This window comes from Streptomyces sp. NPDC002779 (genome assembly GCF_042888685.1).
In the GTDB taxonomy this organism is placed as follows: Bacteria; Actinomycetota; Actinomycetes; order Streptomycetales; family Streptomycetaceae; genus Streptomyces.
Window position 1 is genome coordinate 58,393 of sequence record NZ_JBIAQC010000011.1, and the last position, 26,713, is coordinate 85,105.

Consider the following 26,713-nt stretch of genomic DNA (forward strand, 5'->3'; position numbering starts at 1 on the left):
TGCCGTTGCGCTGAGAGTCTAGACCGCTCACCAGATCAGGACGCCGCCTCCCATCTCCCGTGCGCGCAGGGCGGTCTCCTCGATGATTCCCAGCCGCGACCCGATGTGGTCGGCGTGTTGGGCGACCGTCCGGTCCGGTCGGCAGGTGAGCTCCGCGAGCCGCTCCAGATGCTCGCGCACGAGGGCGCATTCGGCCAGGAAGGCGGGTGTCTCGTCGGGCGCGACGAGGCCGCCCCCGGCCAAGTCGGGGAAGAACCGGGCGCCGAGGGAGCGGATGGCCCGGGAGCCCCACACCAGGGTGCGCCAGCTCTCGGGGCCCGCGAGGTCCGGCACCCCCTCGGGCGTTGCCTGGACCTCGACCTCCCCGTCCGCCCGGACCAGGAAGATCTCCACCGTCAGACTCATGGCCGCAGTTCACCATGGTGGGCGCCGCCGCAACGACCCGTTTTCCGCGGGGTGCCCCGGATGTCGGCCGAAGCCGTCCGCGTCCCTCAAGGTGGAGTCATGAGCGAGCAGCAGCGGTTCGACGTGTGGCAGGCCGGACCCGCCTACGAGCGGTTCATGGGCCGGTGGAGCCGGAAGGTCGCCGAGCGCTTCACCGCCCTGGCCGGCCACCCGGACGGGCTGCGCTGGCTGGACGTGGGGTGCGGGACCGGGGCGTTGTCGGCGGTGCTGGCGGCGCGGTGCCGGCCGGCGCTGGTGCTGGGCTGCGACCGGTCCGCGGAGCTGGTGGCGACGGCCCGGGACGCGGCGTACGGTCCGGTGCGGTTCGTGGTGGCCGACGCGGGGGCGCTGCCCGTGCGGGACGGTGCGTGCGACGCCGCGGTCAGCGGGCTGGCGCTGAACTTCCTGCCCGAACCCGCCGAGGGCGTCGCCGAGATGGCCCGGGCGGTCCGGGCCGGGGGCCGGGTCGCCGCGTACGTCTGGGACTACGCGGAGGGCATGGTCCTGCTGCGCCGGTTCTGGGACGCGGCCACGGCGCTGGATCCGGCGGCGGCCGAGCTGGACGAGGGGCGCCGGTTCCCGGTGTGCGGCCCCGATCCCCTGCACGCGCTGTGGACGGGCGCCGGGCTGGCGGACGTGTGGGTCACCCCGATCGTCATCCGGACCGTCTTCACCGACCTCGCCGATCTGTGGTCCCCGTTCCTCGCGGGCCAGGGCCCGGCCGGCGCCTACGTGGCCGACCTCTCTCCGGACGACCGGGACCGCCTCCGTGACACCCTCGCCGAATCCCTCCCGCGCGATCCGGACGGCTCCATCGAACTGTCGGCCCGGGCGTGGTCGGTGAGCGGTATCAAGCGGTAACTGCATGGTCGGTGTCAGGCTCGTCCCGGGCATCGGCAGCGCGGGGAACTGCTCACCGGTTGGGCCGGGAGGGTGTGGCCGGTGTCGTCACTGTCCGGCGCTGCCGACCGGGGCTGCCCAGAGCCGGAGTCGCCGCTGATCGACCACCACCAGCGACCCTCCAGCCGAACGGACGACCGGCATCAAACCCCCGTCCTCACCACCACCGGCGCCCCCTCCGTCCGCACCGCCCGGCGCTCCGCGTCCACCGCGAACACCTCGCAGCCAGGTCGGGAGGACGCCCACGCGATGCCCTCCGGGCCCATCGCGAAGGCCGCCGTGGCTGTGCTGTCCGCTTCCGTGAGGGTGTCCGCGATGACCGTGACGGAGAGCAGGCCCGTCGCCGGACGGCCGGTACGGCCGTCGAGGATGTGTGCCCCCCGCTCGTACAACGCCGAGGTCGCGACCGCCCGGTCGGTGATCTCCAGCACCGTGCAGAGCCGGTCGGCCCGTTCCGGATGCCGTACGCCCACCCGCCAGGGCCCGCCCGCGGCGACCACGTCACCCCCGGCGTTCAGACAGAACCGCCGCACGCCGGCCGCCCGCAACAGCTCCGCGCCCCGCTGCACCGACCAGCCCTTGACCACCGCGCACGGGTCGAGGCCACGGCCGGGCAGCCGGGCGTCGAAGGCACCGCCGGTGGCGGTCCGGTACGCCTCGCACAGGCCGAGGACCTCGGCGAGGTCGGCGCTGACCTCACCGGGGCCGATCTCGCCCCGGTCGAGCCGGGACACCTCGCTGCCGTCCCGGAACGGGCTGAACCGCTCGTCGACCTCCCGCAGCCAGGCGAAGACGGCGTCCACGGCCGCACCGGGCACGTGCGCGTCGTCCACCCGGAGCGAGACCGGAAACCCCATCACATGCTCGACGCGCCGCACCTCAGGCACCCTTCGCGTCGAGGGCGGCCTGCAAGGACTCCCGGTAGCCCTCGCTCGTGATCGTCGCCCCCGACACCGTGTCCACGTCCGCGCTCTGCGCCTCCAGCGTCCCCTCGATCAGCTTCGGCACCGCCGCCGTCGTCTGCGGATGATCCGGCTGCTGCAGCATCCGCACCGACGCGATCGTGTCCCCGTCGAAGGTCACCTCCACCTGCACGGGACCCTTCTCGGTGGTCACGGTGGAACCGGCCACCACCTCGGAGGTGGGGGAAGGCGAGGCCGAGGCCGCCGCCTCCTGCTCGTCGAGGGCGGCCTGCAAGGACTCCCGGTAGCCCTCGCTCGTGATCGTCGCCCCCGACACCGTGTCCACGTCCGCGCTCTGCGCCTCCAGCGTCCCCTCGATCAGCTTCGGCACCGCCGCCGTCGTCTGCGGATGATCCGGCTGCTGCAGCATCCGCACCGACGCGATCGTGTCCCCGTCGAAGGTCACCTCCACCTGCACGGGACCCTTCTCGGTGGTGACCACCGAGCCCTCGATGACCAGGGCGGAGCTGCCCGACGAGGCGGACGCGGAGGGGGCCGGTGCGACCGCCCGCGTCGTGGGCGCCGGGTCCGTCGACGGTTCGTAGCGCCACAGCGGGACCAGACCGACGGCGGTCAGGACCAGGACGGGTATGGCTCGCTTCACGGTGTCCCTCTCATCCCGCCAGGCTGAAACGCTCGAAGTGGATCTGCGGCTTGGGCACGCCCAGCTCGCGCAGGCTGCCCAGGACCGCGTTCATCATCGGCGGCGGCCCGCACAGGAAGACGTCCCGGTCGGCGATGTCCGGGACCATCCGGGTCAGTTCGGCGGGCGCCAGCCGGTCGGGGCTGGCCGGGCCGGTCACCAGGTGCAGGTCGGCGCCCTTGGCGAGGGCCAGCTCGCGCAGCTCGTCGTAGAGGACCGCGTCCCGGTCCGTGGCGACGCGGTACACGACCACGGCATGCCCCTGGATCTCCTCCAGCAGCGCCCGGATGGGCGTGACGCCGACGCCGCCGGCGATCAGCACAGCCTCGGGGCGGGTGCGGTGCAGGGCGGTGAAGGCGCCGTAGGGGCCCTCGGCGAAGACGCGGGTGCCGGGCCGGAGGTGGCGCAGCCCCGCGCTGCCGGCGCCGGCCGCCTTGACGGTGAGCCGGAGCCCGCGGCCGTCGGGGGCGGCGGACAGGGAGAAGGGGTTCGCCTGCCACCAGCGGTCCTTCGTCAGGAACCGCCACAGGAAGAACTGTCCCGCGCGGGCGGGCAGCCGGTCGAGGTCGCGGCCGGTGATGTGGACGGAGACCACGGTGTCGGACTCCGGGACGACCGCGGAGACGCGCAGCCGGTGGCGCGCGTTCCGCCACAGCGGCAGGACCACGCGGCCCGTGAACACCGAGCCGATCGCGACGCCCCACAAGGCGTACCAGTACGCCGTGGCGGCCGGCGAGGCGGTGAAGGTCGGACCGACCGCGACCTGGTGGGTGAAGGCCAGCACCACGGCGAGGTAGGTGTACAGGTGGATGAAGTGCCAGGTCTCGTAGGCGAGCCGACGGCGGGCGAACCGGGCGGAGACCGCGCCGACCACGAGGACGATCACCAGCGCGGCGACGGCCCGCAGCACGCCCTCGACGGTCTCGGCGAGGTCGACCAGCCGGCCGACCGGGTCGAGGCCGGAGGAGTCGGCGTAGCCGAAGGTGATGAAGACGGCGTGCGCCAGCAGCGTCCACAGGATGCCGAAGCCGGTCCAGCGGTGCCAGGACGTCAGCCGGTCCATGCCGATCCGGCGGTCCAGCCACGGCAGGCGGGCCACCAGCAGCAGCTGGAACGCCATGAACAGGGCGCCGTAGAGCCCGGCGAGGCGGCCGAGGACGAGCAGCGCGTTGGAGGCGCCGACGCCCGCGTCGACGAAGAACCAGGTCACCACGGCCGCGTTCGCGGCCAGCACGGCGTACAGGCCGGTGCGGGCCACCACCCTGGGGCGTATCGCCGTGGCGGGCGCAGGGGGCGATTGGACGGTCGTCACGGGTGGCAGCTCCTCATGGTCCGGGGCCGGGGTACCGAGCTTGGCCTCCCGAAGCTGTCGATCAGCTGTCGTAGATCTTTCAAGTGGTTATCGATGTACCGGGGGCGGCCCGCCGGGCTGTGGCGCGGGGCACCGGGTGACGCAGTATGAACAAGTGGAAAAAGTACGACTCCTCGTCGTGGACGACGACCCGCCGATCGCCGACCTCGTGGCGACGGTCGCCCGGTACGAGGGCTGGGAGGCGGTCACCGCGAACTCCGGCGAGGAGGCGCTGCGGCGCGCCGCCGAGTTCCGTCCCGACATCGTCGTGCTCGATCTGATGCTGCCGGACGTGGACGGCTTCGGTGTGCTGGACCGGCTGCGCCGCTCGGGGACGATGGTGCCGGTGGTGTTCCTCACCGCCCGCGACGGCGTCGCCGACCGGGTGGCGGGGCTGACCCGGGGCGGTGACGACTACCTGGTCAAGCCGTTCGCGGTGGAGGAGCTGATGGCCCGGCTGCGGACCGTGCTGCGGCGCAGCGCCGGGCCCGGCTTCCAGCGCTCGGTGCTGCGGGTGGGCGATCTGACGATGGACGAGGACACCCGCGAGGTGCGCCGCGGCGAACGGCTGCTCACGCTCACGCCGACCGAGTACGAGGTGCTGCGCTACCTGATGCGCAAGTCGCCGACCGTGCAGACCAAGGCGCAGATCCTGGACCATGTGTGGGAGTACGGCTTCGGCGGCCGTTCCAACGTGGTCGAGCTGGTCGTCAGCAGGCTGCGCCGCAAGCTGGACGACACCGGCGAGCCGATGATCCACACCGTGCGGGGCTTCGGGTACGTCATCCGGCAGGCCGCCCGGTGATCGGGCGGCCTGCCGGATGACGTACGGCAGGACGCGCCTCGGCACCCGGCTGGCGCTGGGGGTGGGGGCGCTGGCCCTGGTGGTGTTCGCGGTCGTCGGCACCGCGCTGACGACGTACATGCGCGACTATCTGTCGGCGCAGCTCGACACCCAGCTCGCGCAGGCCCAGGGCGCCCAGTCCAAGAGCATCGCGCACTACGGCACGCTGTCGGGCAAGAAGTACTGGCGCTGGTACTACGCCGTGTACGACGTGACGGACGGCACCCCGCGGTTGCGCACGCCCGAGACGGCCGGCGATCTGCCCGCGGACGTCGAGGAGTTCACCGTGGTGGCCCGGGCGCAGTCCGTCTCCGACACGGAGGTGCTGCGCACCGGGCATCTCAAGGGCGAGGGGCGGTACCGGCTGCGGGCCTGCGAGGTGGAGCCGGGCGTGGTGCTGGTCAGCGCCGCGCCCATGGACGAGATCGACGACACCATGGGCCAGCTGATCACCATCCAGGCGGTCACCTTCGGTCTCGCCCTGCTGGCCCTGGTGGTGGCCGGGCGGTCGCTGCTGCGGCGCGGGCTGCGGCCGCTGAGCGACATGGCGCACACCGCGCGGGGCATCACCTCGCACGATCTGACGGACTCGGCCCGGCTGCCGGTGCGGCACGACGGGCGCAGCGGCGGACCCGAGGTGGAGGAGCTGCGGACGGCGTTCAACACGATGCTGGAGCACATCGACGAGTCCCTCGCGGTGCGCACGGAGGCCGAGCAGCGGCTGCGCCGCTTCGTCGCGGACGCCTCGCACGAGCTGCGTACGCCGTTGATGTCGGTACGGGGGTACGCGGACCTCTTCCAGTACGCGGCGGCCAACGCCCCCGAGGAGCGCGACAAGCACCTGGCGCGGCTGCGCGCGGAGGCGGCCCGGATGGGTTTCCTGCTGGACGACCTGCTGCTGCTCGCGCGGCTGGACGCGGCGGAGGCGGAGACCCCGCTGCGTGTCCGCGAGACGGATCTGGTGGAGCTGGTCCAGGAGGCCGCGGACGCCTTCCGCGCCAGCCACCCGGGCCATCCCCTGACCGTCGCGCCCGGCCCCGCGGCCCTGCCCGCCCGGGTGGACGCGCAGCGGATCCGGCAGGTCCTGGACAACCTCCTCACCAACGCGGCGGTGCACACCCCGCCCGGCACGCGGGTGCGGGTGGGCCTGTCGGTCTCCGCCGGCACCGCCCGGATCCGGGTCGCCGACGCGGGCCCCGGCATCCCGCCCGCCGATCGCGACCGGGTCTTCGACCGGTTCTACCGGGTCGACAAGGCCCGCAGCCGCGACCGCGGCGGCAGCGGCCTGGGCCTGGCCGTGGCCGGCTCCCTGATCCGGGCGCACGGCGGCACGATCGAGCTGAGCAGCGAGCCCGGGGAGACGGTGTTCACGGTCACCCTGAATCCGGTCCGCTGAGTCTCAGCCCCGGGCTGCCGGAAGGGTCACCTCGAAGCGGCAGCCGCCGGGGATGTTCCGTACGGTGGCCCGGCCGCGGTGGGCTTCGACGATGCCGCGCACGATCGCGAGGCCGAGGCCCGCGCCGGCCGGCGGGGTACGGGCGTCGGTGCCGCGCCAGCCGGTGTCGAAGACGCGCGGCAGATCCTCCTCGGGGATGCCTCCGCAGCCGTCGGTCACGGACAGCAGCACCCCGTCGGGGACGCGTTCGGCGGCGATCGCGACCGTGCCGTCGGACGGGGTCCGGCGGATCGCGTTGACCAGGAGGTTGCCGAGGACGCGGCTCATCTCCTTGCCGTCGACCTCGACCGGCAGCGGCTCCACGCCGTCGCCGACGAGCCGGACGCCGTGCTCGCGGGCGAGGGGGTCCGCGCCCGCGAGGGCGTCGCCGACGAGGTCGTACAGGGAGACCCGGGTGGGGCTGAGGGCGAGGGCGCCGGCGTGGATGCGGGAGAGCTCGAAGAGGTCGCCGACCATGGCGTTGAGGCGTTCGACCTCGGTGCGGATCTGCCGGAGGTAGCGGTCGGGGTCGGCGGCGACGCCGTCCTCCAGGGCCTCGGACATCGCGCGCAGTCCGGCCAGCGGGGTGCGCAGGTCGTGGGAGATCCAGGCGACGAGTTCCCGGCGGGAGGACTCCAGGGCGCGTTCCCGTTCCCGGGACTCGGCGAGGCGGGCGCTGGTGGTCTCCAACTCGCGGCTCAGTGCGGCGAGTTCGGCGCTCGCCGGGCGGTCGGGGGAGGTGAAGGCGCCGCCGTCGCCGAAGGAGCGGGCGGCGAGGGCGAGGGCGCGGCTGCCGGCGACGACCCAGCGGCCCAGCAGCAGGGCGGTGGCCAGGGAGACCACGGCGGCCATGGCGACGACCAGGGTGACGACCTTCAGGTCGTGCTCGGACAGGAACATCGCCTGGGCGACGGCGAGGGTGCCCGCGAGCATCGCGGTGACGGCGACGGCGGCCACCACCGTGAGGTGCACGGCGAGCGAACGGCGCCGGATCAGCCGCAGGACGCCGGCGCCGAGCACGCCGGCCGCGGCGGCGCCGAGGAAGGCGAACAGGGCGATGAGGAGCGTGTCCCGCACGGTCAGACCCCCTCGAACCGGTAGCCGACGCCCCACACCGTCTGTATCAGCCGGGGTCGGGCCGGGTCGTCCTCGACCTTGCCGCGCAGGCGCCGCACATGGACGGTGACCGTCGACAGGTCGCCGAAGTCCCAGCCCCACACCTCCCGCATCAGGTCTTCGCGGCTGAACACCCGTCCCGGGTGCCGCAGGAGGAAGGTGAGGAGGTCGAACTCGCGGATGGTGAGGGAGAGTTCGGCGCCCTCCTTGGCCGCGCGGCGGGCCTCCGGGTCGATCGAGAGGCCCCCGGCGCGCAGCAGCCCCGCCGGCTGCGCGGGGCGGACCCGGCGCAGTACGGACTCGACGCGCAGGACGAGTTCACGGGGGCTGAACGGCTTGGTGACGTAGTCGTCGGCGCCGACCTCAAGGCCGAGGATCCGGTCGTCCTCGTCGCCGCGCGCGGTGAGCATGATGACCGGCACCGGGCCCTGCCCGCGCATCCGGCGGCACACCTCCAGGCCGTCCATGCCGGGCAGCATCAGGTCCAGGACGACGAGGTCCGGCCAGTGCTCGGCGGCGCGGGCGAGGGCGTCCGGGCCGTCGCCGGCGCGGTCGACGAGGTATCCGGCGCGGTCGAGGTAGCCGGAGACGACCTCGGCGACGGTCGGGTCGTCGTCGACGACGAGCACCCGGGGTTGCTGCTGTTCCATGCCGCCAGCCTCGCATCAGGCGTGCCCGGGTGCGCCACCCGCCTGCCGACGTCCTTGTTTCGTAAGAAACCGACGATGAGCAAGGCGGAGACGGAACGGATCCGGCCCTCGTGAACCACCTGCTGTGGACGGGCCGGTGACCGGTTCGCTCCCGGTCAGGGCAGGGGCTGCTCGGTCCAGATGACCTTTCCGTGCGGGGTGTAGCGCGTGCCCCAGCGCTCGGTGAGCTGGGCCACCAGGAAGAGCCCGCGTCCGCCCTCGTCCTCGCTCCGCGCCCGGCGCAACCGCGGTGAGGTGCCGCTGCCGTCGGACACCTCGCAGATCAGCGCACGGTCGCGGAGCAGACGGAGCTGGACGGGGCCGGTGGCGTGACGGATGGCGTTGGTGACCAGTTCGCTGGCGACGAGTTCGGTCGTGAAGGCGAGGTCGTCCAGGCCACAGGCGGCGAGCTGTCCGGTGACCGCGGCGCGGGACCGGGAGACGACCGCCGGGTCGCTCGGCAGGTCCCACTGGGCGACCCGGTCGGGCCCGAGGACGTGGGTGCGGGCGACCAGCAGGGCCACGTCGTCGCTCGGCCGGGCCGGGAGCATGGCGTCGAGGACGGCCTCGCAGGTGTCCTCGGGAGGCCGCCCGGCACACCGGAGGACGGAGCGCAGCCGGTCCAGGCCGGCGTCGATGTCGCGGTGGCGGTCCTCGACCAGACCGTCGGTGTAGAGCACCAGCTGGCTGCCCTCGGCGAGTTCCAGCTCGGCGGTCTCGAAGGGCATCCCGCCCAGACCGAGCGGCGGCCCGGACGGCAGGTCGACGAAGTCCACCGAGCCGTCGGGGGAGACCACCGCGGGCAGGGGGTGCCCGGCGCGGGTGAGGGCGCAGCGCCGGGACACCGGATCGTAGACCGCGACCAGGCAGGTGGCGCCGATGCCGCAGTTCTCCTGGGGGGCGCCCTCCACCGCCCAGCCCTCGCCCCGGTCGAGCCGGCCGACCAGGTCGTCGAGGTGGGTGAGGAGATCGTCCGGGGGCAGGTCGAGGGAGCAGAAGTTGTGCACGGCGGTACGCAGCCGGCCCATCGTCGCGGCGGCGTGCAGCCCGTGCCCCACGACGTCGCCGACCACCAGTGCCACCCGGGCGCCGGAGAGCGGGATGACGTCGAACCAGTCGCCGCCCACGTCGGCCTGCGCGGGCAGATACCGGTAGGCGACCTCGACGGCGCTCTGCTCGGGCCGCCCCCGGGGCAGCAGGCTGCGCTGGAGCGCGAGCGCGGTGTTGTGCTCTCGGGTGAAGCGGCGGGCGTTGTCTATGCACATGGCGGCCCGCCCGGCCAGCTCCTGGGCGAGGGAGAGGTCGTCGTCCTCGAAGGGGGCGGGATTGGCGCAGCGGTAGAAGCTGACCACGCCGAGGGTGGCGCCGCGGGCCCGCAGCGGCACGGTGATCAGGGAGTGCGTCCCGGCCGCGAGCACCCGGTCCAGCCGTACCGGATCCTGTGCGTACCAGCCGCCCGCCTCGGACAGCACCGGTTCCAGCACGGCCCGCCCGCTCTCCAGGCTGCGGGCCTGCGGGGTGGAGGCGACGTAGGCGAAGCCGTCGCCGACGTGGTAGAGCCGCGGCTCGTCGTGGCGGCTGCGCAGGGCGACCCGGCGCAGCGGGACGTCCGCGCCGACCGCGGCGGGCTCCTCCCCGTTCAGCACGGCGTCCGGCAGGTCGACGGCGGTGAAGTCGGCGAACCGGGGCACGGCCACCTCGGCCAGCTCCTCCGCGGTGCGGGTGACGTCGAGGGTGGCGCCGATCCGCGCCCCGGCCTCGTGCAGCAGTTCCAGCCGTCTGCGCGCGAGGAGGGCCAGCCGCCCGACCCCGGGCTCCCCGACCAGCACCAGCCGTCCGCCGGACCCGTCACCGGTGTCGGCCGGGGTGGCGAGACCGGCGGTGGCCGCCGTGGGAGGGGGTGTCGGCGGGGTGAGCGGGACCGGGCGCGGGTGCCCCAGGATGCGGGCCTCGACGACCACGCCGGTCTCCCCGGCCGCGCCCACGACCTTGCGGCGCATCAGGGTGGCGGTCCGGCCGCCGGTCAGGTTCACCTCGTCGAGGATGCGATGCGGCGAGGCCAGCAGCGCCTCGGCCTTCTCGCGCAGGACGGCCAGGTCGATCCGGCCGAGTCCGGAGCCGTCCGACTCCGGGCCGGACTCGCGGCCGGCCTGCCGATAGGCCGCAAGCAGCGCCCGCTCCCGCTGGGTGGACTGCTCCAGCAGCCGCCCCTCGATGGCCTGGGCGGCCTCGGACACCAGCCGGAGCATGATCGGGTCGCCGTCGTCGCGCAGACAGGTCAGATCCAGCACGGCCTCGATCCGCCCGCTGAGCGGGTCGCGGACGGGGGCGCCGACGCAGGCGAACGGCTGCAGACAGTCGGCGAAGTGCTCCCGGCCGACGACCTGGACGGGCCCGCGCTCGACCAGCGCGGTGCCGACGCCGTTGGTGCCCGCCGCCTGTTCGGAGGCGTCGAAGCCGGGGGCGAAGCGCACCGCGTCGAGCCGGGCGAGCAGCGCCCGCCCGCCGCCGAGCCGCTGGACGATCCGCCCCCGCCCGTCGCACAGGGCGATGGTCGTGCCGAGCTCGGCGAGGGAGTCGGCGAGCTGTCCGAGGACGGGTTCGGCGGCGCGCAGGAACCGCTCGCCGAGGACCACGTCGGGGTCGTACGGGATGTCCAGCCGGTCCGGTTCGAGCCCCGCCGACCTGCACCGCTTCCAGGACGCCAGCACGGAGTCCCGGACCTCCGAGTCGACACGGGCTCCGGCGAGGAAGCGTTCATGGGCATCGACGAGTCCGCCGATGTCGTCCCAGGCGACGGACAAATGACTCACTTCCCTCAGGCGATTTCACCCTAGACCCTATGTGACCCACCTCACAACAATCCGTGAAGGGAGCGGAAAGGGCCCCGGGGGTGTGACCGAGGACACCCCTTGTCTCCGGGATTTTTTGCCTGCGGCGCTGATTGTTCCGGGCCGCCCGTCCGTATCTCCGGGTGTCCGAGCCGTTCGCCTCAGGAGGTCCGATGCGCATCTCGCGCAGCACGGCGGGAACCGTCTTCGTCGGCGGCGCCCTGGTGCTCACTCTCTCCGCCCTCGCGTACCCCGCGATGCTCGGGGTGGAGAACACCTCGTCCGACACGTCCCGCATCATCGCCAATACCCAATGGGGGCCGCTCACGGAGGCGGACCGGGACTTCGTGGTGAAGGTACGGGCGGCCGGACTGTGGGAGTACCCGCTGGGGGAGATGGCGCTGGAGCGCGGCACCACCGCGGAGATGAAGGAAGTGGGCAAGCATCTGCTCGTCGGGCACTCGGGGCTCGACGCGCTGTGCCGCAAGATCGCGCCCGATCTCGGCATCACGCTGCCGAACCAGCCGAGCCCGCAGCAGCAGCAGTTCGTGGCGACCGCGGACTCCAAGGCCGGCAAGGAGTTCGACTCCACCGCGGTCACCATCATGCGGGTGGCCCACGGCCGGATCTTCCCGACCGTCGCCAGCATCCGGGCCAACACGCAGAACACGCTGGTGCGGCAGCTGGCGGACCTGACCAACGACACGGTGCTGGACCACATCACGGTGCTGGAGAAGACCGGCCTGGTCAACTACGAACAGGTCAACTTCCAGCAGACCTCCCCCCCGAAACTCCCCGACGAACAGCTCACCCCGCCCCCGCCCCAGCCCGGCTCCCCGGTCCTGGTCCTCAAGCCCCGCCCGGACCTGAACGTCAACACGGCCTCCCCCACCCCGAACCCGAACCCGAGCCCCAGCGGGACGGTGGGCTGACGGTCGGGCGGAGGCGGGCAGGGCGGGTTCAGGGTCACAGCGGCTTGGCCGGCCAGTCCAGCAGGCGGGCTCCGATCACCGCGGTCTGGAGGGTGTACCGCTGGACCGGGTCGGCCGGGTTCGCGCCCGTCAGCTGGTGGACGCGGTCCAGGCGATAGGTCAGCGCGCGCACGCTGAGCGACAGCCGGCGGGCCGCCTCCGCGGCCACGCAGCCGGAGTCGAAGTAGGCGGTCAGCGTGTCCAGCAGGGGCCGGGCGCCGCCGCGGGCCTGGCGCAGCGGGCCGAGAGCACTGATCACGAGGTCGGCCATGGCCTGCCGGTCCCGGGTGAGGACCGGGTAGACGAGCAGGTCTGCAGCGTGCAGCACCGGCTCGCCGAGATCCAGGCGCTCGGCGAGATCGAGGGCGTTCAGGGCCTCCTCGTACGACTGGACGACGCCCGCCGGCCCCGGGTGCGCGCGGCCGATCGCCACCTGGCCGCCGTCCGTGGCGGCATGGGCGTGCTTGGCGAAGTGGACGAGGACGTCGTCGTGGTTGCCGGGGGCGATGCAGACCATCCGGCCGTCCTTGGTGGTGAGCAGGATGCTGCGGTCCCCGAACCGGCCGATGAGCCCGCGCTCCACCTCCCGGGGCACGGGGTCACCGTCGTCGTAACCGGTCCGGCCCCGGGCCACGGCGACGGCGTGCGCGTGCGACAGCCGCAGCCCGTAGCGCTCCGCCCGCTGCGCCAGCAGGCCGAGGTCGCTGCGGCCGTAGAGCAGATCGTCCACGAACTCCCGGCGCGCGGCCTCCTCCTGGCGTACCGCGTCCCGCTGCGCGCGTTCGTAGCCCTCCGCGAAGGCGTCCAGGGCCTGCGCGGCGGCGGCCAGGACGGCGTCCACGGAGCCGCCGGCGGGCCGGGCGGCGCGGGTCTCGGCCATGTGGGCGGCGACCATGGCACGCAGCCCGAGCCCGGCCTCGGCGGCCCGTTCCCCCAGGTCACGACGGGACTCGAGCTCCGCGCGGGTGAGCCGTCGGCCGGTGGCCGAGGCGTCGGCGAGGATGTCGCGGTAGCCGGTCAGATATTCCGCGTACGCGTCCGGCCCCGCCATCGGCGCTCCCCCGCTCTCCGCTGTGTCGTGAGTCGTCGTAGTCGTACGTCGTCGTACGTCGTCGTGAGTCGTCGTGAGTCGTCTGTAGTCGAACGTCGTCGCGTTTCGTCGTGCGTACGTCGTCGTGTGCCGTCCGCCGTTCCGACATCGCTTTCTACGTCGTTTTCCCGCGACTTTCCAGCGCGAGGAGCCGCCCGGAACGGCAGGGGGTTCCCGGGCCCCCGGGCTCAGCCCGTCTTCCAGCCGTTGCGGGTGTCGATCCGCTCCCACTCGACGGCCCACTGTTCGAGGCGCCGGCGCTCCATCAGCTGCCGGACGACCCACACCGTGCCGAGGACCGTGCCCGCCGTGCACAGCGCGGCCAGCGTCCCGCCGGAGGCGGCGTGCAGTCCGATCTCACCGCTGCTCAACGGCGGGGCGGTGACCCGGCCCTGGCCGTCGGTCCAGACGGGGACCTGCGCCCCGGCCTTGGTCCTGGGCGCCACCCGTGCGTCATCGGTCCGGGTGGTGCCGTCGGGGTCGGTCCAGCTCACCTCGGCCCACACCCGGTAGTCGGCCGGCATCCGGGCGGGCACCTTGTCGTCCGCGTTCTCCACGAGCACCGCCGACACCTGCCTGCTCCGCTGCCGCTGCTCCTCGGCGGCCCGCTCCACCGCGCCGACCGCCATCAGACCCGCCACCGCCCCGCCCACCAGGGCCAGCACCCAGCCGCCGAGCACCACCCAGGCCTCGACGAGGTCGCAGCGCCGCCTCAGCGGACTGCGCCGCCACCGCCACATCCGTATGCGTTCGCACCGTGGCTCAGCCATCGGCCGACACCCCCTGGAGAGCACCGACAGCACACTCCCAGTGTGCGCCTGTCCGGCGGGTACCGCGCCCGGCCGGTCTCCCGCCCGTCTTCATCAACTGTTCAATCAACCTGGCCGAAAATCGACTGTTCCCTGGGCTCTCCCGTTCCAAGCCGCATCCGGCGAAAGTCAGTTCGCCTAAGTTGGGCACCACCTGATCAACGAAGCCACCGCAGGAGGCCGCACCGTGTCGGACGTCGATCCCCAGATCCGCGCGTCGATGGACATACGCGCCCGCATCGACACGACGAAGCCGCACTCCGCGCGCTTCTGGAACTACTTCGTCGGCGGCAAGGACAACTACGAGGTCGACCGGGAGATCGGCGACGAGATCAAGCAGATCTTCCCCGGTCTGGTCGACGTCGCGGTCTCCAGCCGCCATTTCCTGGGCCGCGCGGTCCGCCATCTGGCCGGGGAGCAGGGCATCCGCCAGTTCCTGGACATCGGCACCGGCCTGCCCACCGCCGACAACACCCATGAGGTCGCCCAGCGCGTGGCCCCGGACGCCCGGATCGTCTACGTCGACAACGACCCCATCGTCCTGGCCCACGCCAACGCCCTGCTCACCAGCACCCCCGAGGGCAAGACGGCCTATCTGGACGCCAACCTGTACGAGCCGAAGTCCGTCCTCGAAGCCGCCGGGGAGACCCTCGACCTCTCACAGCCGGTCGCGCTGATGATCCTCAACACCCTGGGCCATGTCGCCGACCACGCCCAGGCCGTGGACCTGGTGCAGCGGCTGATGGCGGGCCTGGCCTCGGGCAGCTACCTGGTGGTCAGCGACAGCACGGCCACCAGCGAGGGCATGATCGCCGCGTCCGAGGCCTACAACGCGAGCGGCGCGGTGCCGTACTACGTCCGCAGTGTCGAGGACATCGCCGCCTTCTTCGACGGCCTGGACCTGGTGGAGCCGGGCGTCGTCCCGGTCACCGACTGGCGCCGCGACGAGACCGGCCCGCAGGCTCCGGCCAACGCCGTGGACGCCTACTGCGGGGTCGGCCGCAAGGCGTAGGCACGCTCACTGCTGCGGGGGCCGTTCCACAGGCGCGGAACGGCCCGCTGCGCACGCCGTGACCCGTTTCTTCGGTGGGCCGTCGGTTTCCGGACTCCGCGGCGTCACATCCAGCGGGCACCTTTCGCTCGTCCCCCCTGCTTCGCCTTGTGATCCGTCCGCCCTGCGCCGCGTGGGCGTGACGCGGAAGGACGACGTGCGCCATGTCCCTTCTCCCGCTCCCCGCCCCGGCCCGCTGGTACTCCCCCTCGCCCAACGCCCTCGCCCGCCATGTGCTGACCGCCCTCCCTCTCGTGCTGATCGGCGTCTGGCTGGCCGCCGACTGGCGCGGCGTGTACGCCGGTGTCTCCCGGCTGAGTTCCGCCGACCCGTGGTGGCTGCTGGCCGGCGTGGGCTTCACTTGCCTGACCTGGGTGGCCGCCGCCTGCGTCCGGCAGGGCGCGATCCCCGAGCGGCTGCCGCCCCTGCCGCTGCTCGCCTCGCAGTTCGCCGCGGGCGCCGCGAACCATGTACTCCCGGCGAGTATCGGCGCCCACGCCGTGACCCTGCGCTTCCTCCAGGGCCAGGGCATACCCCTGCCCCGGGCCGCGGCCTCGCTCGCCCTGTACTCCCTGGTCAAACCGGTCGCGAAGACGTTCGTACTGCTCACCTTGCTGCTGGCGGCCCCTGAGCTGATCCGTCTCGAAGGGCTCGTCCCGGACCGCGGGATCCTGGTGACGGCCGGCGTGGGCGCGACGACGGTACTCGCCGCACTGGCCCTGCTCCTGGCGACCGTACGGCCGCTGCGGCGCGGGATCCTGCGGTTCCTGCGCACCGCGCTGACCGACGCGCGGCTGCTGCACACCATGCCCTGCCGGGTGCTGGCCCTGTGGGGCGGGGCGGCCGCGATCCCGCTGCTCCAGGCCGGTGTGGTCGCCTCGGTGGGGGCCTCGCTCGGGCTGCCGCTGTCGTGGGCGCAGCTGGTGTTCGCGTTCCTGGCCGCCAGTACGGCCGTCGGGGCGGTGCCCGCGCCGGGCGGGATCGGTCCGGTGGACGCGGCGCTGGTGTTCACCATGGTCACCCTCGGCACCGCCCTGGCCCCCGCCACGGCGACCGTACTCGGCTACCGCGTGCTGACGGTATGGCTACCACTGCTACCCGGCCTCCTCACGCTCTCAGCCCTGACCCACCGAAAACTGCTCTGACGGGCACACAGGGACCCTGTCGCTCGGGTCGCGCAGCGGCGACCGACCGAGAGACACCCCGCTGCAGGGCCCAGCGTCACCGAGATCAGGAACGGCGCCGAGCCCTGCCACTCGGGCCACCCCGACACCGCGGCCCCCGGCCACCCGCACGCAACACCACGCCGCACAGCCCTGCGTCACCGAGATCAGGAAAGGCGCCGGGCCCTGCCGTTCCGGTCCCCCCGGCACCCCCCGGCCCCCCGGCCACCCGCAGGCCGGTCGAGAGGCACCGCGCCGCACGGCCCCCGCTTCGCCGGGCCTCAGGAGCGGTGGTGGAGGCGGGCGGCGAGGACTGCCACGTCGTCCTCGGCGTGCCGGGCGTCGAGGCGGGCGAGGACGGTGTCGAGGACGTCCTGGACGCCGGTGGCGGCCGAGAAGCTGACCCCCGTCAGGCGGTCCAGGGACTGGTCGATGTCCTCGCCGCGGCGCTCGACGAGGCCGTCGGTGAAGAGCAGGAGCGCCTGGGAGGGGTCGAGGCGGTACGTGGCCGGTTCGTAGCCGCCGAGCCCGGTGCCCAGGGGCGGGCCGACCGGCACGGGGAGCAGGGAGACCCGCCCGGATCCGTCGATCACGGCGGGCGGGAGATGCCCGGCGCCGGCCAGGGTGACCAGGCCGCGTACGGGGTCCACGCGCGCGATGAGGCAGGTGGCGGGGCGGCGTTCCGGCTCCGCGGAGGCGATGTCGTCGAGCTGGCGGAGTATCCGGTGGGGCGGCAGATCGGCGGAGGCTATGTAGCGCAGGGCCGAGCGGTAGGCCGTCATGTCGACGGCGGCGTCCAGACCGTGCCCCATGACGTCGCCGACCACCAGCAGCGTACGGCCGAAATGCAGCCGTACGGTCTCGCACCAGTCGCCGCCGACCAGCGCGCGATGCCCGACGGGCAGGTAGCGGATGGCGACGTCGAGGTTGGGATGCGGGCGGCCCGGTTCGGCGAGCAGGGCCCGCTGGAGTCTGCCGACGATGCCGCTCACCGCGTCGTGCTCGCGGGCGTGCCGGATGGTCGAGGCGGCGCGCTCGGCCAGGAACGCGGCCACTTCCTCCTCCGCGGGGCCGAAGGGCGCCCCTTCCCGGGCGCAGACCAGCGTGCCGTAACGGTGGCCATGGGCGGCGAGGGGGATGCGCAGGGCGGGCCGGGAGCCGCCGGACGCCAGGCGTACGGCGCCGTTCCCGCCCGTCCCGCGGGACACCTCGGCGGCCCGGCGGGCGTCGGGCAGCACCGCCGGGTTCCCGATGACGAACTCGTACCGCGCGCCGGCCTCGCCCCGCTCGCGCAGGACCGCCACCGCGCCTCCCACCTGGCCGGCGACTTCCCGGGTCAGCTCGGCCCAGGTGGTGTCCTCGTCCAGGGTCGTGCCGACGCGGGCGGCCGCCGAGCGCAGCGCGCTCAGCCGGGAGCCGCCGGCGCCCCACGGGGGCGGGTCGGCGGAATCGGCCGGCTCAGCCGTCGCCGGGCTATGAAACGACTCGAACGATCGCGCCACACCTACCACCCTACGAGCACGGCGAACCGGAGCAGGTAACGCGCAGGTGGCGACGTTTCGAACGCCCGTACGTCGGCGGGAGGTGCCGGACGCCCTCGGGTCCCGTGCCCCACGAGGGCTGAGGACTCCTCGGGGCCCCTAGGGATCTAGACCGCTCGCTCCGGTTCCGCCGGCGGATCGACGGGCGTCGGTCCGGGCGGCCCGAAGAGGACGGCCCGGGCCACGGGCGGGGCGAACAGGGCGGTGACGGGCGCGGCGAGGCTCAGGACCTGGCGGAAGGCGCGCCCCACCACGGGGTCGCCGGGGGCCCGCTCCTGGACCCGCCGCAGGTACCAGCCGGCGACCCGGTCCGCGGGCCCGCCCTCGGTCGCGGTGCCGACCGCTCCGGGCATCGAGCGGTCCGCGCCGGCGGAGATGTCCCACGCCTGCCGGGACGCCGCGAGGAGCGCCCGCTGCACGCGCCGCGTCGTGGGCGTCCGGCGCCGGTCGGCCAGCGCGTCCCCGAGGGCGACCGCGCCCATCGCGGCGATGGCCATGCCCTGACCGTAGATCGGGTTGAAGGTGCACAGGGCGTCGCCGGTGGCGAGGAATCCGGCCGGGCGGCGGCCGGGCAGGTCGTAGCGGCGGCGGATGTTCGCGGTCCGCCGGTAGCCGAACGGCGGTGACAGCGGTTCGGCGTCCTCCAGCCAGCGGTCCAGGAGCGGATGCGCCAGCCGCTTGGTGTAGGCGACGAACTCCTCGTCGTCCGTGGGCGGTTCGTCGCCGCGCAGCCCCGAGACGATGACCAGGTGGCTGCCGTCCTCCAGCGGCAGCGCGCCGCCGCCGTGGGGTTGCAGGGGGCCGGGATAGACGTAGTAGCCGAGCGTCTCGCCGCCGAGGGCGCCGTTGTGGCCGCGGTAGACGCGGGAGGCGTAGGCGAGCCCGGTGTCGATGGTCTCCTCCGGCGCGCGCTCGGCGCCGATCGCCTCCAGCCACTGCGGCGCCTTCGTGCCGCTGCCGGTGGCGTCGACGACCAGGTCGGCCTCCAGCGGCCGTTGCTCCCCGCGGGCGTCGCCGGAGCGCTCCCGCAGCAGGACGCCCCGCACCCGGGAGGCGTCCCCGAGGAGCCCGACGACGTCGGCCCCCTCCACCGCGCTGATCACCGGATCGGCGAGGACCCGCGCCCGCACCAGCGCCTCCAACTGGGCGCGGGAACCGGTGTAGATGTGCGTCGTCGCAGGCACCCGTCGCAGCCAGCGGCCGCTCTGCCACAGCACCATGTCCGTCGGCATGCCCACCCGCGGCGCCCCCGCCTCCCGCAACTGCGCGAGGAAGCCCGGCAGCAGCGACTCCAGGGCGGTCTGCCCGCCTTGGAGCAGGACGTGCGGATGGCGGCCCTGCGGCACACCGGGCCGGGAGTCACCGCCGTCCGGGAAGCGGTCGCGCTCGACGACGGTCACCCGGTCGGCGTGCCGGGCCAGGACGTGCGCCGCGAGGAGCCCCGCGAGGCTGCCGCCCACCACCACCGCATGCCGCCCGCCCGGGCGGCCCTTGTCTCCGGCCGAGTTCAACGATCCGCTCCCCTGGTCGCCACGTCACGCGAGGACCCGAGTATCCCGCGCCGCGAAAGGGGGTTGACCGACTTTCGGCCTTCCGCGGGCCGCTGTCGCCCTGACGCGGTCAGCCCGCGCCGGGCGTCAGCCGCAGGGAGATGCTGTTGATGCAGTACCGCTGGTCGGTCGGCGTGGGATAGCCCTCGCCCTCGAAGACATGGCCGAGGTGGGACCCGCACCGCGCGCACCGCACCTCGGTGCGCACCATGCCGTGCGAGGTGTCCGACAGCAGTTCCACCGCGTCGGAGTCCTTAGGGTCGAAGAAGGACGGCCAGCCGCAGTGGGACTCGAACTTGGTGTCCGAGGTGAACAGTTCGGCACCGCAGGCGCGACAGGAGTACACGCCCTCGGTCTTGGTGTCGGTGTACTCACCGGTGAACGCGGGCTCGGTACCGGCCTGCCGCAGCACGGCGTACTCGGCCGGGGTCAATTCCGCGCGCCACTGCTCGTCCGGCTTCTCGACGTCGTACGACATGGGTCTCAGCCCTTCACTTCGACAGGCGGTCCAGGATCTGCGGGCCGAGGTCCGTCACGTCGCCCGCGCCCATGGTGAGAACGAGATCACCCGGCTTCGCCATTCCCGCCACGACGGAGGCGACCTCGCCCTTGTCGCGCACGGGCGTCACGTCGGCGCCGGCGACCCGGGCCGCCTCGATGATCAGCTCGCTGGTGACTCCGGGGATCGGGTCCTCGCGGGCCGGGTAGATGTCCAGCACCAGCGAGGCGTCCGCGAGGGCCAGCGACTGCCCCATCTCCTTGCCCAGCTCCTGAGTCCGCGAGAACAGATGCGGCTGGAAGACGACGAGGATCCGGGCGTCCCCCGCGGCGGCGCGCATGGCCTCCAGGTCCGCGGTCATCTCGGTCGGGTGGTGCGCGTAGGAGTCGATGACCTGCACCCCGGCGGCCTCGCCCTTGAGCTGCAGGCGCCGCTTGACGCCGGTGTAGGCGGCGAGTGCCCCGGCGAGTTCCGCGGCCGGGATCCCGAGCGCCACGCCCGCCGCCAGCGCGGCCACGGCGTTGTGGGCGTAGTGCCGGCCCGGCACGGAGACGGCGAAGGTGAGCCGCTGACCGTCCAGGTCCACGGTCACCTCGCTCTTCAGGCCCTGCGCGACCACGGACAGCACCCGCACGTCGGCGTCCTCGGACTCGCCGTACGTCACCACGCGGACGCCGTCCAGGCGCCGGGTGAGTTCGCGCGCGCCCTCGTGGTCGGCGGAGATCACCAGCGTGCCGCCGGGCACGATCCGGCCCGCGAAGGTCTCGAAGGACTCGTAGATCTCGTCCATCGAGGCGTAGTTCGCGTGGTGGTCCAGCTCCACGTTGAGCACGATCGCCACCTCGGGCGCGTACTTGTGGAAGCTGCGGTCCGACTCGTCGGCCTCGGCGACGAAGATCTCCCCGTCGCCGTGCAGGGCGTTGGAGCCCGGCGCGTCCAGGTCCCCGCCGATCGCGTACGAGGGGTCGAGACCAAGCGCGCTCAGCGACACGGCCAGCATCGAGGTGGTGGTCGTCTTGCCGTGCGTACCGGCGACCGCGATCGGCCGCAGTCCGTCCATGAGCGCGGCCAGCGCGTCGGACCGGTGCACCACCGGGATCCCCAGCTCGGCCGCGCGCGCCAGCTCGGGGTTGTCGTGCCGGATCGCCGACGACACGACGACACAGCTCGCGTCGTCGGCGAGATGCGCGGCGGCATGCCCGATGTGCACGGTCACGCCCAGCGCGCGCAGCGCCTCGGCGGTGGCGGACTCCTTGGCATCGCTTCCGGCCACCACGGCCCCGCGCTGCGCCAGGATCTTCGCGATGCCGGACATCCCGGCACCGCCGATGCCGATGAAGTGCGGTCGGTCCATGGCGGAGGGAAGGCCGGGTGCCATGTACATATCTCCCAAGATCCGGTACGACGGTGAAGGTGCCCCCAGCCTATGGGGTGCGGCGGCCCGCCGAGGACCTACGCCTTGCTGTGCGAGAACAGCTTCAGCACCGGCACTCCCACTTTGTGCCGGGCCCGCGAAGCCCAGTCGCGGTGGAAGAACTCCTCCACGTAGTGCGGATCGGTGAGGACGATCACCTCGTCCGCCCGCACCTCGTCCACCAGGGACTTCAGCGCGTCCAGCGGATGATCCTCGATCAGCCGCCCGTCCGCCTCGCTCCCGGACGCCCGCAGCGCCTGGAGGGAGACGGCGAGGGCCCGCTCCCCGAATCCCCTGGCCTCCTCGCCCTCCGGCGTCTCGTGCTCCCGCGCCGCCTCGTCCAGCTCGCCGAGCGCCACGTCGTCGATGGCCCGCAGCAGGCGATCGGCCTGGTCGCCGCGCGGCTGGAGCAGCACATGGAAGGAGACCGGCTCGTCCCCGTGCAGCGTGGTGACGAACTCCACGTCCGCGGACGTCAGGGCCTTCTCGATCATCAATACGCTTCTGAACACCAGGCGCTCCTTCTGCGACAGGACCCGGCAAGGCCCTGCGGAAACCATCCTGCCCCGTGATCGCACGGGGACTGCGAGTTGTAGTGTGCCCGCCGGGGGCTAAACGGAACGGGTGATTCCGGTGTTTTCGGGACCCCGGTGCCCGAGTCGGCACCTCCCCGTCCCCGCCGCCCCCGTCAGACCCGGCCGTACCGGGTGAAGAGGAAGCCCTCCTCCTCCAGCAAGGACATCAGTGCGAACTTGCGGGGCAGCTCGACCGGGGGCCCGTCCGCGATCCGCTGCGCGTTCCCCGCGGTGAGCATCGGGGCCACGGTCAGGCAGATCTCGTCGAGCACCCCGGCCGCGATCAGCTGGCCGAGCAGGCGCGGCCCGCCCTCGGTCAGCAGCCGCCGGTACCCGAGTCCGGTGAGGGCCTGGACGGCACGGCCGGGCTCCACCCCGGCGCCGTCACCGGCGAAGAGCACCCGCGCCCCCGCCTTCTCCGCGGCGGCGACCCGGTCCGGGGCCGCCCCGGCGCCGGTCAGCACGACCGTCGGCACCAGCGGCGAGGCGAAAAGCGGAAGGGAGAAATCCAGGTCGAGGCCGGCGGTGACGACCGCGATGGCCGGTGCGGGCGCCTGCCCGGCCGCCTCGCGCCGCGCCGCGAACTCCGCACGCGCGCGTGCGGGCCGGTACCCCTCCTGGCGTACCGTTTCCGCACCGACGACCACGACATCCGCCAGCGCCCGCAGGGTGCCGAAGATCCGCATGTCGGTCGCGCTGGAGATCGGCTGCGACTTGCCGTCGTACTGGGCGGCCCCGTCGAGCGTGGAGACCATGTTGGCGCGCAGCCATGGTGCGGTGGGGTCGGGATAGGCGTAGACGTAGGCCAGCTCGTCGAGCGTCCACTCACGGTCGTCCGTCTGATCGGTCATTGGGAACAGGCGTCGCATGCGGGCAGTGTTCCACGCAGGGGCGAGGACATACCGGCGCGAGCACCCCCGGTCGGCCCGCACCGGAGAGGCCGCCCGCCGGCCACCCCCTAAAATCGGTGAACGTGTCCTCCTCCAGCTCCGCCGGCGAGTCCCCGATAGCCGAAGCGACCCCCCTGTCCCTCTGCTCCCGCGAGCCGCGCGTCCCCGCGGACCGGCTGGTGGCCGAGATGGTCCCCCCGCCCCGCTTCGACTCGGTCCGCTTCGGCACCTACCTCCCGGACCCGAACCAGCCGAGCCAGACGGAGGCGGTCCAGGTCCTGGAGTCCTTCGCGGCGGGGCTCGGCGGCACGCAGGCGGCGGGCGGCTCCGGCAGGCGCGGCTTCTTCGGCCTCGGCAGGCCCAAGGCACCCAAGGCCCCCGCCGGCCCCCGGGGTGTCTACCTGGACGGCGGTTACGGCGTGGGCAAGACCCACCTGCTCGCCTCGCTCTGGCACGCCACCCCCGCCGAGCCGTCCCGCAAGGCGTTCGGCACCTTCGTGGAGCTGACGAACCTCGTCGGCGCCCTGGGCTTCCAGCAGACGGTGCAGACCCTGTCCGGGCACCGCCTGCTGTGCATCGACGAGTTCGAGCTGGACGACCCCGGCGACACGGTCCTCGTCTCCACCCTGCTCGGCAAGCTGGTCGACGCCGGGGTCGCGCTGGCCGCCACGTCCAACACGCTGCCCGGCAAGCTCGGCGAGGGCCGCTTCGCCGCGGCCGACTTCCTGCGGGAGATCCAGGGCCTGTCGGCGCACTTCCGCCCGCTGCGCATCGACGGCGAGGACTACCGCCACCGCGGCCTGCCCGAGGCCCCGGCACCGTTCGGCGACGAGCAGGTGACCGAGGCGGCCCACGCGACCGCGGGCGCGTCGCTCGACGACTTCCCGCGGCTGCTGGAGCACCTGGCGAAGGTGCACCCCAGCCGGTACGGCGCGCTGACCGACGGCGTGACGGCGGTGTGCCTGACCGATGTGCGGCCGGTTCCGGACCAGTCGACGGCACTGCGGCTGGTGGTGCTCGCGGACCGGCTCTACGACCGTGAAGTACCGGTGCTGGCCTCGGGGCTGCCGTTCGATCAGCTGTTCAGCGAGGAGATGCTGAAGGGCGGGTACCGCAAGAAGTACTTCCGCGCGATCTCGCGCCTCACCGCGCTCGCCCGGGATGCGAAGGGCCTCGTCCGAACCGCCTAGTTCACGCCAGGCCACCCCACTTTTCACGCTCTCTTCCGCGCGAAGCGCCAAGTTGACCCTGCAAACAACTTTGCAGGGTTACCGTGTTTCTTGACCAGCGGTTGACCAACTGTTGGGGCGTACTAGAGGTGCGGGGCGATCGGAGGAGGGCGCGTGTTCCGAGGTACGACGGACGTGATCGCGATATCGGCCCTCGCCGCCGCCCTGTTCGCCCGCAGATTCTTCGCTCCGGCCGCGCCCTTCGCACCCGCGCACACGGTCCGTCATGCAAAGGCCAGAGCCTGGGCGCTCCGGGTCTTCCGGGTCCACGGCCGCTGATCAGCAGAGCAGCTCCCCCACTCTGCTTTGTCCTGCCCGTCCGACGCGCCCCTGTGCGGCGCGCCAGGAGGAGTGACCACATATGCAGCCCCTCATCGACAACGCCCGTACCTTCGGACAGCGCCCTGAGGAGTTCGCCAAGCTCGCCGAAGGCCAGTCCCCGCAGGTGCTCTTCATCACCTGCTCGGACTCCCGAGTCGTGCCGGCCCTGATCACGGGCGCCCGCCCCGGCGAGCTCTTCGAGCTGCGCACCGCGGGCAACATCGTCCCGCCGTACGCCTTCGAGCACCCCACCAGCGAGGCGGCCACCATCGAGTACGCCGTGGAGGTCCTCGGCGTCGGCGACATCGTGGTCTGCGGCCACTCCCACTGCGGTGCCGTCGGCGCGCTGGTGCGCGGCGACGACCTGAGCGCCGTACCCGCCGTGCGCGACTGGCTGACGCACGCGACCCCGCGACCCACCGGAGCGGCCGAGGACCCGGCCGTCACCGAGGGCGTCCAGAGCCACGTCCGCACCCAGCTGCTGCGGCTGCGCTCGTACCCGTTCATCGAGAAGAAGCTGACGGATCATCAACTGACCTTGCACGGCTGGTACTACGAGGTGCACACCGGCACCGTGCGGGAACACCGCGCCGACACCGACACCTTCGAGGCGCTGTGAGCACGCCGATGACCGCCTTCCCGCATCTGCGGCGGGACTTCGCCGCCTCCCTGGTCGTCTTCCTGGTCGCGCTGCCGCTGTGTGTGGGCGTGGCCGTCGCCTCCGGTGTCCCGGCCGAACTGGGCCTGGTCACCGGCATCGTGGGCGGCATCGTCACCGGCATGATGCGGGGCAGCAGCCTCCAGGTGTCGGGCCCCGCGGCGGGCATGACCGTGCTGGTCTTCGAGGCCGTCCAGGAGTTCGGACTGCCCGCGCTCGGGGTGATCGTGCTGGCCACGGGGCTGCTCCAGCTCCTGATGGGCACCTTCGGACTCGGGCGCTGGTTCCGGGCCATCTCGGTCTCGGTCGTCGAGGGCATGCTGGCCGGCATCGGCCTCGTGATCATCGCCGGACAGCTCTACGCCATGGCCGGCGCCGAGGCGCCGGCCTCGGGCCCAGCGAAAATAGCCGGGCTGCCCGGCGCGCTCGCCGACGCCCTCGGTGACACCGGGGCGTTGGCCTCGCTGGGACTCGGCGCGGGCACCGTCGCCGTCCTGGTGCTGTGGCGGCGGATGCCGGGCGCGCTGCGCACGGTGCCCGCTCCGCTCGCGGCGGTGGGGCTGGCGACGCTGGTCGCGGGGGTATGCGCGCTGCCGGTGGCCACCGTCGAGGTGAAGGGGCTGCTGGGCTCGATCCAGCCGCCGTCACTGAGCTCCTTCGGCGAGCTGGCCGACGTGGGACTGCTGGTCACGATCATCGCCTTCACGCTGATCGCGTCCGCGGAAACGCTGTTCAGCGCGGCGGCCGTGGACCGGATGCACGACGGTCCGCGCACCGACTACGACAAGGAGCTGATCGCCCAGGGCGCGGGCAACACCGTGTGCGGGGCGCTGGGCGCGCTGCCGATGACCGCGGTGATCGTGCGCAGCTCGGCCAATGTCCAGGCGGGCGCCCGGACCAAGGCGTCCCGGGTGATGCACGGCGTCTGGCTGCTGCTGTTCGCGGCGCTGCTGCCGTCCGTGCTGGCCTGGATCCCGCTCCCGGCCCTGGCGGGCGTCCTGGTGCACGCCGGAGCCAAGCTGATCCCCGTGCGCGCCATCCGCTCGCTGTGGCGCGAGCACCGCGGGGAGGTGCTGATCCTCGTGGTCACGGCCGTGTCGATCGTCGCGGTCAGCATGTTCGAGGGGGTGCTCATCGGTCTCGCGCTGGCCGTCGCCAAGGCGGCCTGGGAGGCCTCGCACCTGAAGCTGGAGGTCGTGGACAAGGGCGCCGGACCGGTCCAGGCGTACCTGTCGGGCAACGCCACCTTCCTGCGGCTGCCGAAAATATTGGACAGCCTGGAGGCGCTGCCCCAGGACCGGCCGGTGGAGCTGGACCTGTCCGGGCTGCACCACCTGGACCACGCTTGCCGTACGGCGCTGGAGAGCTGGGTCGAGCGGCACAGCGCGGCGGGTACCGAACCGGTGCGGGTCACCTCGCCCTGACGGCATGTCCCGGGCCGGGGCGAACCGGCCCCGGCCCGGGGCATACCGCCGACGAGGCGGGGAGAACGTCATGGTCGAGGAGCTGCCGGCGGCGGGCGCTGCAGCCGGGGCCGCCGGACCGGTCCGTGTCGCCTCCGCGGCTCGGATCGTCAAGCGCAAGCCGGTCGAAGCGGCCCCAGATGGAGGACACCCCCCTCCGCGCTCCAACTGCGGCTGCCCCAGACGGTGGTGGCGGTCGCGGCCGAGAAGAACTCCACGCCGGTGCTGCCGTTCCCGGTGGAGCTGCCTGCGCTTCCTGGCGCGGGCCCGGCAA

General features: G+C 73.3%; 25 protein-coding genes. 10 read left to right on the forward strand and 15 right to left on the reverse strand.

What is annotated here, in order from left to right:
* Positions 1-27: 27 nt before the first annotated feature.
* A complete protein-coding gene (locus ACFYW5_RS28120; protein ID WP_389419890.1) occupies positions 28-405 on the reverse strand; it encodes a hypothetical protein in 378 nt (125 codons plus the stop codon).
* Positions 406-504: 99 nt separating this feature from the next.
* On the opposite strand from ACFYW5_RS28120, the gene ACFYW5_RS28125 reads away from it, so the two are divergent.
* A complete protein-coding gene (locus ACFYW5_RS28125) occupies positions 505-1,305 on the forward strand; it encodes a class I SAM-dependent methyltransferase (protein ID WP_389419891.1) in 801 nt (266 codons plus the stop codon).
* Positions 1,306-1,487: 182 nt separating this feature from the next.
* Here the strand turns inward: ACFYW5_RS28125 and ACFYW5_RS28130 are convergent, their stop codons facing one another.
* Genes ACFYW5_RS28130 through ACFYW5_RS28140 form a run of 3 tightly spaced genes read right to left on the reverse strand, consistent with a single transcriptional unit; the run spans position 1,488 to position 4,261 of the window.
* The gene (locus ACFYW5_RS28130) at positions 1,488-2,222 is read right to left on the reverse strand and encodes an FAD:protein FMN transferase (RefSeq protein ID WP_389419892.1); all 735 of its coding nucleotides are present in this window, start codon (positions 2,220-2,222) and stop codon (positions 1,488-1,490) included.
* Between the two features lies 1 nt (position 2,223).
* Positions 2,224-2,910: an FMN-binding protein gene (locus tag ACFYW5_RS28135; RefSeq protein WP_389419893.1), complete on the reverse strand. Its 687-nt coding sequence runs from the start codon at positions 2,908-2,910 to the stop codon at positions 2,224-2,226.
* 10 nt (positions 2,911-2,920) lie between these two features.
* Positions 2,921-4,261 (reverse strand): ferric reductase-like transmembrane domain-containing protein, encoded by a 1,341-nt coding sequence (locus tag ACFYW5_RS28140; protein WP_389419894.1) that lies wholly within the window; start codon positions 4,259-4,261, stop codon positions 2,921-2,923.
* Positions 4,262-4,415: 154 nt separating this feature from the next.
* Between ACFYW5_RS28140 and ACFYW5_RS28145 the strand changes: the two genes are divergently transcribed.
* Both ACFYW5_RS28145 and ACFYW5_RS28150 read left to right on the forward strand, forming a co-directional pair.
* On the forward strand, positions 4,416-5,105 hold the full coding sequence (locus ACFYW5_RS28145; protein ID WP_250071321.1) for a response regulator transcription factor: 690 nt from the start codon (positions 4,416-4,418) through the stop codon (positions 5,103-5,105).
* Positions 5,106-5,121: 16 nt separating this feature from the next.
* On the forward strand, positions 5,122-6,540 hold the full coding sequence (locus ACFYW5_RS28150) for an ATP-binding protein (RefSeq protein ID WP_389419895.1): 1,419 nt from the start codon (positions 5,122-5,124) through the stop codon (positions 6,538-6,540).
* 3 nt (positions 6,541-6,543) lie between these two features.
* Here ACFYW5_RS28150 and ACFYW5_RS28155 read toward each other — a convergent pair whose 3' ends face one another.
* The 3 genes from ACFYW5_RS28155 to ACFYW5_RS28165 form a co-directional block, all read right to left on the reverse strand.
* Positions 6,544-7,656, reverse strand: coding sequence for a sensor histidine kinase (locus ACFYW5_RS28155; RefSeq protein WP_389419896.1), 1,113 nt, complete (start codon positions 7,654-7,656; stop codon positions 6,544-6,546).
* Positions 7,657-7,658: 2 nt separating this feature from the next.
* Positions 7,659-8,345 (reverse strand): response regulator, encoded by a 687-nt coding sequence (locus tag ACFYW5_RS28160; RefSeq protein ID WP_389419897.1) that lies wholly within the window; start codon positions 8,343-8,345, stop codon positions 7,659-7,661.
* 155 nt (positions 8,346-8,500) lie between these two features.
* Positions 8,501-11,188 (reverse strand): SpoIIE family protein phosphatase, encoded by a 2,688-nt coding sequence (locus ACFYW5_RS28165; RefSeq protein ID WP_389420077.1) that lies wholly within the window; start codon positions 11,186-11,188, stop codon positions 8,501-8,503.
* Between the two features lie 200 nt (positions 11,189-11,388).
* Between ACFYW5_RS28165 and ACFYW5_RS28170 the strand changes: the two genes are divergently transcribed.
* Positions 11,389-12,147 carry a DUF4142 domain-containing protein gene (locus tag ACFYW5_RS28170; RefSeq protein ID WP_389419898.1) on the forward strand — a complete coding sequence of 253 codons (759 nt, stop codon included), beginning with the start codon at positions 11,389-11,391 and terminating at the stop codon, positions 12,145-12,147.
* A 34-nt stretch (positions 12,148-12,181) separates the two neighbouring features.
* Here ACFYW5_RS28170 and ACFYW5_RS28175 read toward each other — a convergent pair whose 3' ends face one another.
* Together ACFYW5_RS28175 and ACFYW5_RS28180 are read right to left on the reverse strand one after the other, a co-directional pair.
* Positions 12,182-13,237, reverse strand: coding sequence for a PucR family transcriptional regulator (locus tag ACFYW5_RS28175; RefSeq protein ID WP_389419899.1), 1,056 nt, complete (start codon positions 13,235-13,237; stop codon positions 12,182-12,184).
* A 227-nt stretch (positions 13,238-13,464) separates the two neighbouring features.
* Positions 13,465-14,046, reverse strand: a complete 582-nt coding sequence (locus ACFYW5_RS28180; protein WP_389419900.1) for a hypothetical protein — start codon at positions 14,044-14,046, stop codon at positions 13,465-13,467.
* 259 nt (positions 14,047-14,305) lie between these two features.
* On the opposite strand from ACFYW5_RS28180, the gene ACFYW5_RS28185 reads away from it, so the two are divergent.
* Positions 14,306-15,097 carry an SAM-dependent methyltransferase gene (locus ACFYW5_RS28185; RefSeq protein WP_389420078.1) on the forward strand — a complete coding sequence of 264 codons (792 nt, stop codon included), beginning with the start codon at positions 14,306-14,308 and terminating at the stop codon, positions 15,095-15,097.
* Between the two features lie 203 nt (positions 15,098-15,300).
* Positions 15,301-16,281 (forward strand): YbhN family protein, encoded by a 981-nt coding sequence (locus ACFYW5_RS28190; RefSeq protein WP_389419901.1) that lies wholly within the window; start codon positions 15,301-15,303, stop codon positions 16,279-16,281.
* Between the two features lie 299 nt (positions 16,282-16,580).
* Here ACFYW5_RS28190 and ACFYW5_RS28195 read toward each other — a convergent pair whose 3' ends face one another.
* From ACFYW5_RS28195 to ACFYW5_RS28220, 6 genes are all read right to left on the reverse strand, one after another.
* Complete coding sequence (locus ACFYW5_RS28195) at positions 16,581-17,801, reverse strand: PP2C family protein-serine/threonine phosphatase (RefSeq protein WP_389419902.1); 1,221 nt, start codon at positions 17,799-17,801, stop codon at positions 16,581-16,583.
* A gap of 146 nt (positions 17,802-17,947) precedes the next feature.
* Positions 17,948-19,300 carry an FAD-dependent oxidoreductase gene (locus ACFYW5_RS28200; protein WP_389420079.1) on the reverse strand — a complete coding sequence of 451 codons (1,353 nt, stop codon included), beginning with the start codon at positions 19,298-19,300 and terminating at the stop codon, positions 17,948-17,950.
* Between the two features lie 160 nt (positions 19,301-19,460).
* Positions 19,461-19,868, reverse strand: a complete 408-nt coding sequence (gene msrB, locus ACFYW5_RS28205; protein WP_389419903.1) for a peptide-methionine (R)-S-oxide reductase MsrB — start codon at positions 19,866-19,868, stop codon at positions 19,461-19,463.
* A 13-nt stretch (positions 19,869-19,881) separates the two neighbouring features.
* Positions 19,882-21,267: a UDP-N-acetylmuramate--L-alanine ligase gene (murC, locus tag ACFYW5_RS28210; protein WP_389419904.1), complete on the reverse strand. Its 1,386-nt coding sequence runs from the start codon at positions 21,265-21,267 to the stop codon at positions 19,882-19,884.
* Positions 21,268-21,341: 74 nt separating this feature from the next.
* A complete protein-coding gene (locus tag ACFYW5_RS28215) occupies positions 21,342-21,797 on the reverse strand; it encodes an indole-3-glycerol phosphate synthase (RefSeq protein ID WP_389420080.1) in 456 nt (151 codons plus the stop codon).
* Between the two features lie 194 nt (positions 21,798-21,991).
* A complete protein-coding gene (locus ACFYW5_RS28220; RefSeq protein WP_389419905.1) occupies positions 21,992-22,747 on the reverse strand; it encodes a pyrimidine reductase family protein in 756 nt (251 codons plus the stop codon).
* A 104-nt stretch (positions 22,748-22,851) separates the two neighbouring features.
* On the opposite strand from ACFYW5_RS28220, the gene zapE reads away from it, so the two are divergent.
* The 4 genes from zapE to ACFYW5_RS28240 all read left to right on the forward strand — a co-directional run bounded on the left by zapE (position 22,852) and on the right by ACFYW5_RS28240 (position 26,400).
* Entirely contained in the window at positions 22,852-23,958 is a 1,107-nt protein-coding gene (gene zapE / locus ACFYW5_RS28225) for a cell division protein ZapE (protein ID WP_389419906.1), read from the forward strand.
* A gap of 153 nt (positions 23,959-24,111) precedes the next feature.
* Positions 24,112-24,276 (forward strand): hypothetical protein, encoded by a 165-nt coding sequence (locus ACFYW5_RS28230; RefSeq protein WP_389419907.1) that lies wholly within the window; start codon positions 24,112-24,114, stop codon positions 24,274-24,276.
* A gap of 82 nt (positions 24,277-24,358) precedes the next feature.
* A complete protein-coding gene (locus tag ACFYW5_RS28235; RefSeq protein WP_389419908.1) occupies positions 24,359-24,937 on the forward strand; it encodes a carbonic anhydrase in 579 nt (192 codons plus the stop codon).
* An 8-nt stretch (positions 24,938-24,945) separates the two neighbouring features.
* Positions 24,946-26,400 carry a SulP family inorganic anion transporter gene (locus ACFYW5_RS28240; RefSeq protein WP_389420081.1) on the forward strand — a complete coding sequence of 485 codons (1,455 nt, stop codon included), beginning with the start codon at positions 24,946-24,948 and terminating at the stop codon, positions 26,398-26,400.
* The last annotated feature ends 313 nt before the right edge of the window (positions 26,401-26,713 follow it).

Excerpts from the sequence above, each read along its gene's own strand:
- ACFYW5_RS28185 (WP_389420078.1), top strand. The coding sequence starts at position 14,306 with ATGGACATACGCGCCCGCATCGACACGACGAAGCCGCACTCCGCGCGC.
- msrB (WP_389419903.1), bottom strand. The coding sequence starts at position 19,868 with ATGTCGTACGACGTCGAGAAGCCGGACGAGCAGTGGCGCGCGGAATTG.
- ACFYW5_RS28175 (WP_389419899.1), bottom strand. The coding sequence starts at position 13,237 with ATGGCGGGGCCGGACGCGTACGCGGAATATCTGACCGGCTACCGCGAC.
- ACFYW5_RS28235 (WP_389419908.1), top strand. The coding sequence starts at position 24,359 with ATGCAGCCCCTCATCGACAACGCCCGTACCTTCGGACAGCGCCCTGAG.
- ACFYW5_RS28150 (WP_389419895.1), top strand. The coding sequence starts at position 5,122 with ATGACGTACGGCAGGACGCGCCTCGGCACCCGGCTGGCGCTGGGGGTG.
- ACFYW5_RS28170 (WP_389419898.1), top strand. The coding sequence starts at position 11,389 with ATGCGCATCTCGCGCAGCACGGCGGGAACCGTCTTCGTCGGCGGCGCC.
- ACFYW5_RS28180 (WP_389419900.1), bottom strand. The coding sequence starts at position 14,046 with ATGGCTGAGCCACGGTGCGAACGCATACGGATGTGGCGGTGGCGGCGC.
- ACFYW5_RS28215 (WP_389420080.1), bottom strand. The coding sequence starts at position 21,797 with ATGATCGAGAAGGCCCTGACGTCCGCGGACGTGGAGTTCGTCACCACG.
- ACFYW5_RS28160 (WP_389419897.1), bottom strand. The coding sequence starts at position 8,345 with ATGGAACAGCAGCAACCCCGGGTGCTCGTCGTCGACGACGACCCGACC.
- ACFYW5_RS28190 (WP_389419901.1), top strand. The coding sequence starts at position 15,301 with ATGTCCCTTCTCCCGCTCCCCGCCCCGGCCCGCTGGTACTCCCCCTCG.
- ACFYW5_RS28240 (WP_389420081.1), top strand. The coding sequence starts at position 24,946 with ATGACCGCCTTCCCGCATCTGCGGCGGGACTTCGCCGCCTCCCTGGTC.
- ACFYW5_RS28220 (WP_389419905.1), bottom strand. The coding sequence starts at position 22,747 with ATGCGACGCCTGTTCCCAATGACCGATCAGACGGACGACCGTGAGTGG.
- ACFYW5_RS28120 (WP_389419890.1), bottom strand. The coding sequence starts at position 405 with ATGAGTCTGACGGTGGAGATCTTCCTGGTCCGGGCGGACGGGGAGGTC.
- ACFYW5_RS28125 (WP_389419891.1), top strand. The coding sequence starts at position 505 with ATGAGCGAGCAGCAGCGGTTCGACGTGTGGCAGGCCGGACCCGCCTAC.
- murC (WP_389419904.1), bottom strand. The coding sequence starts at position 21,267 with ATGGCACCCGGCCTTCCCTCCGCCATGGACCGACCGCACTTCATCGGC.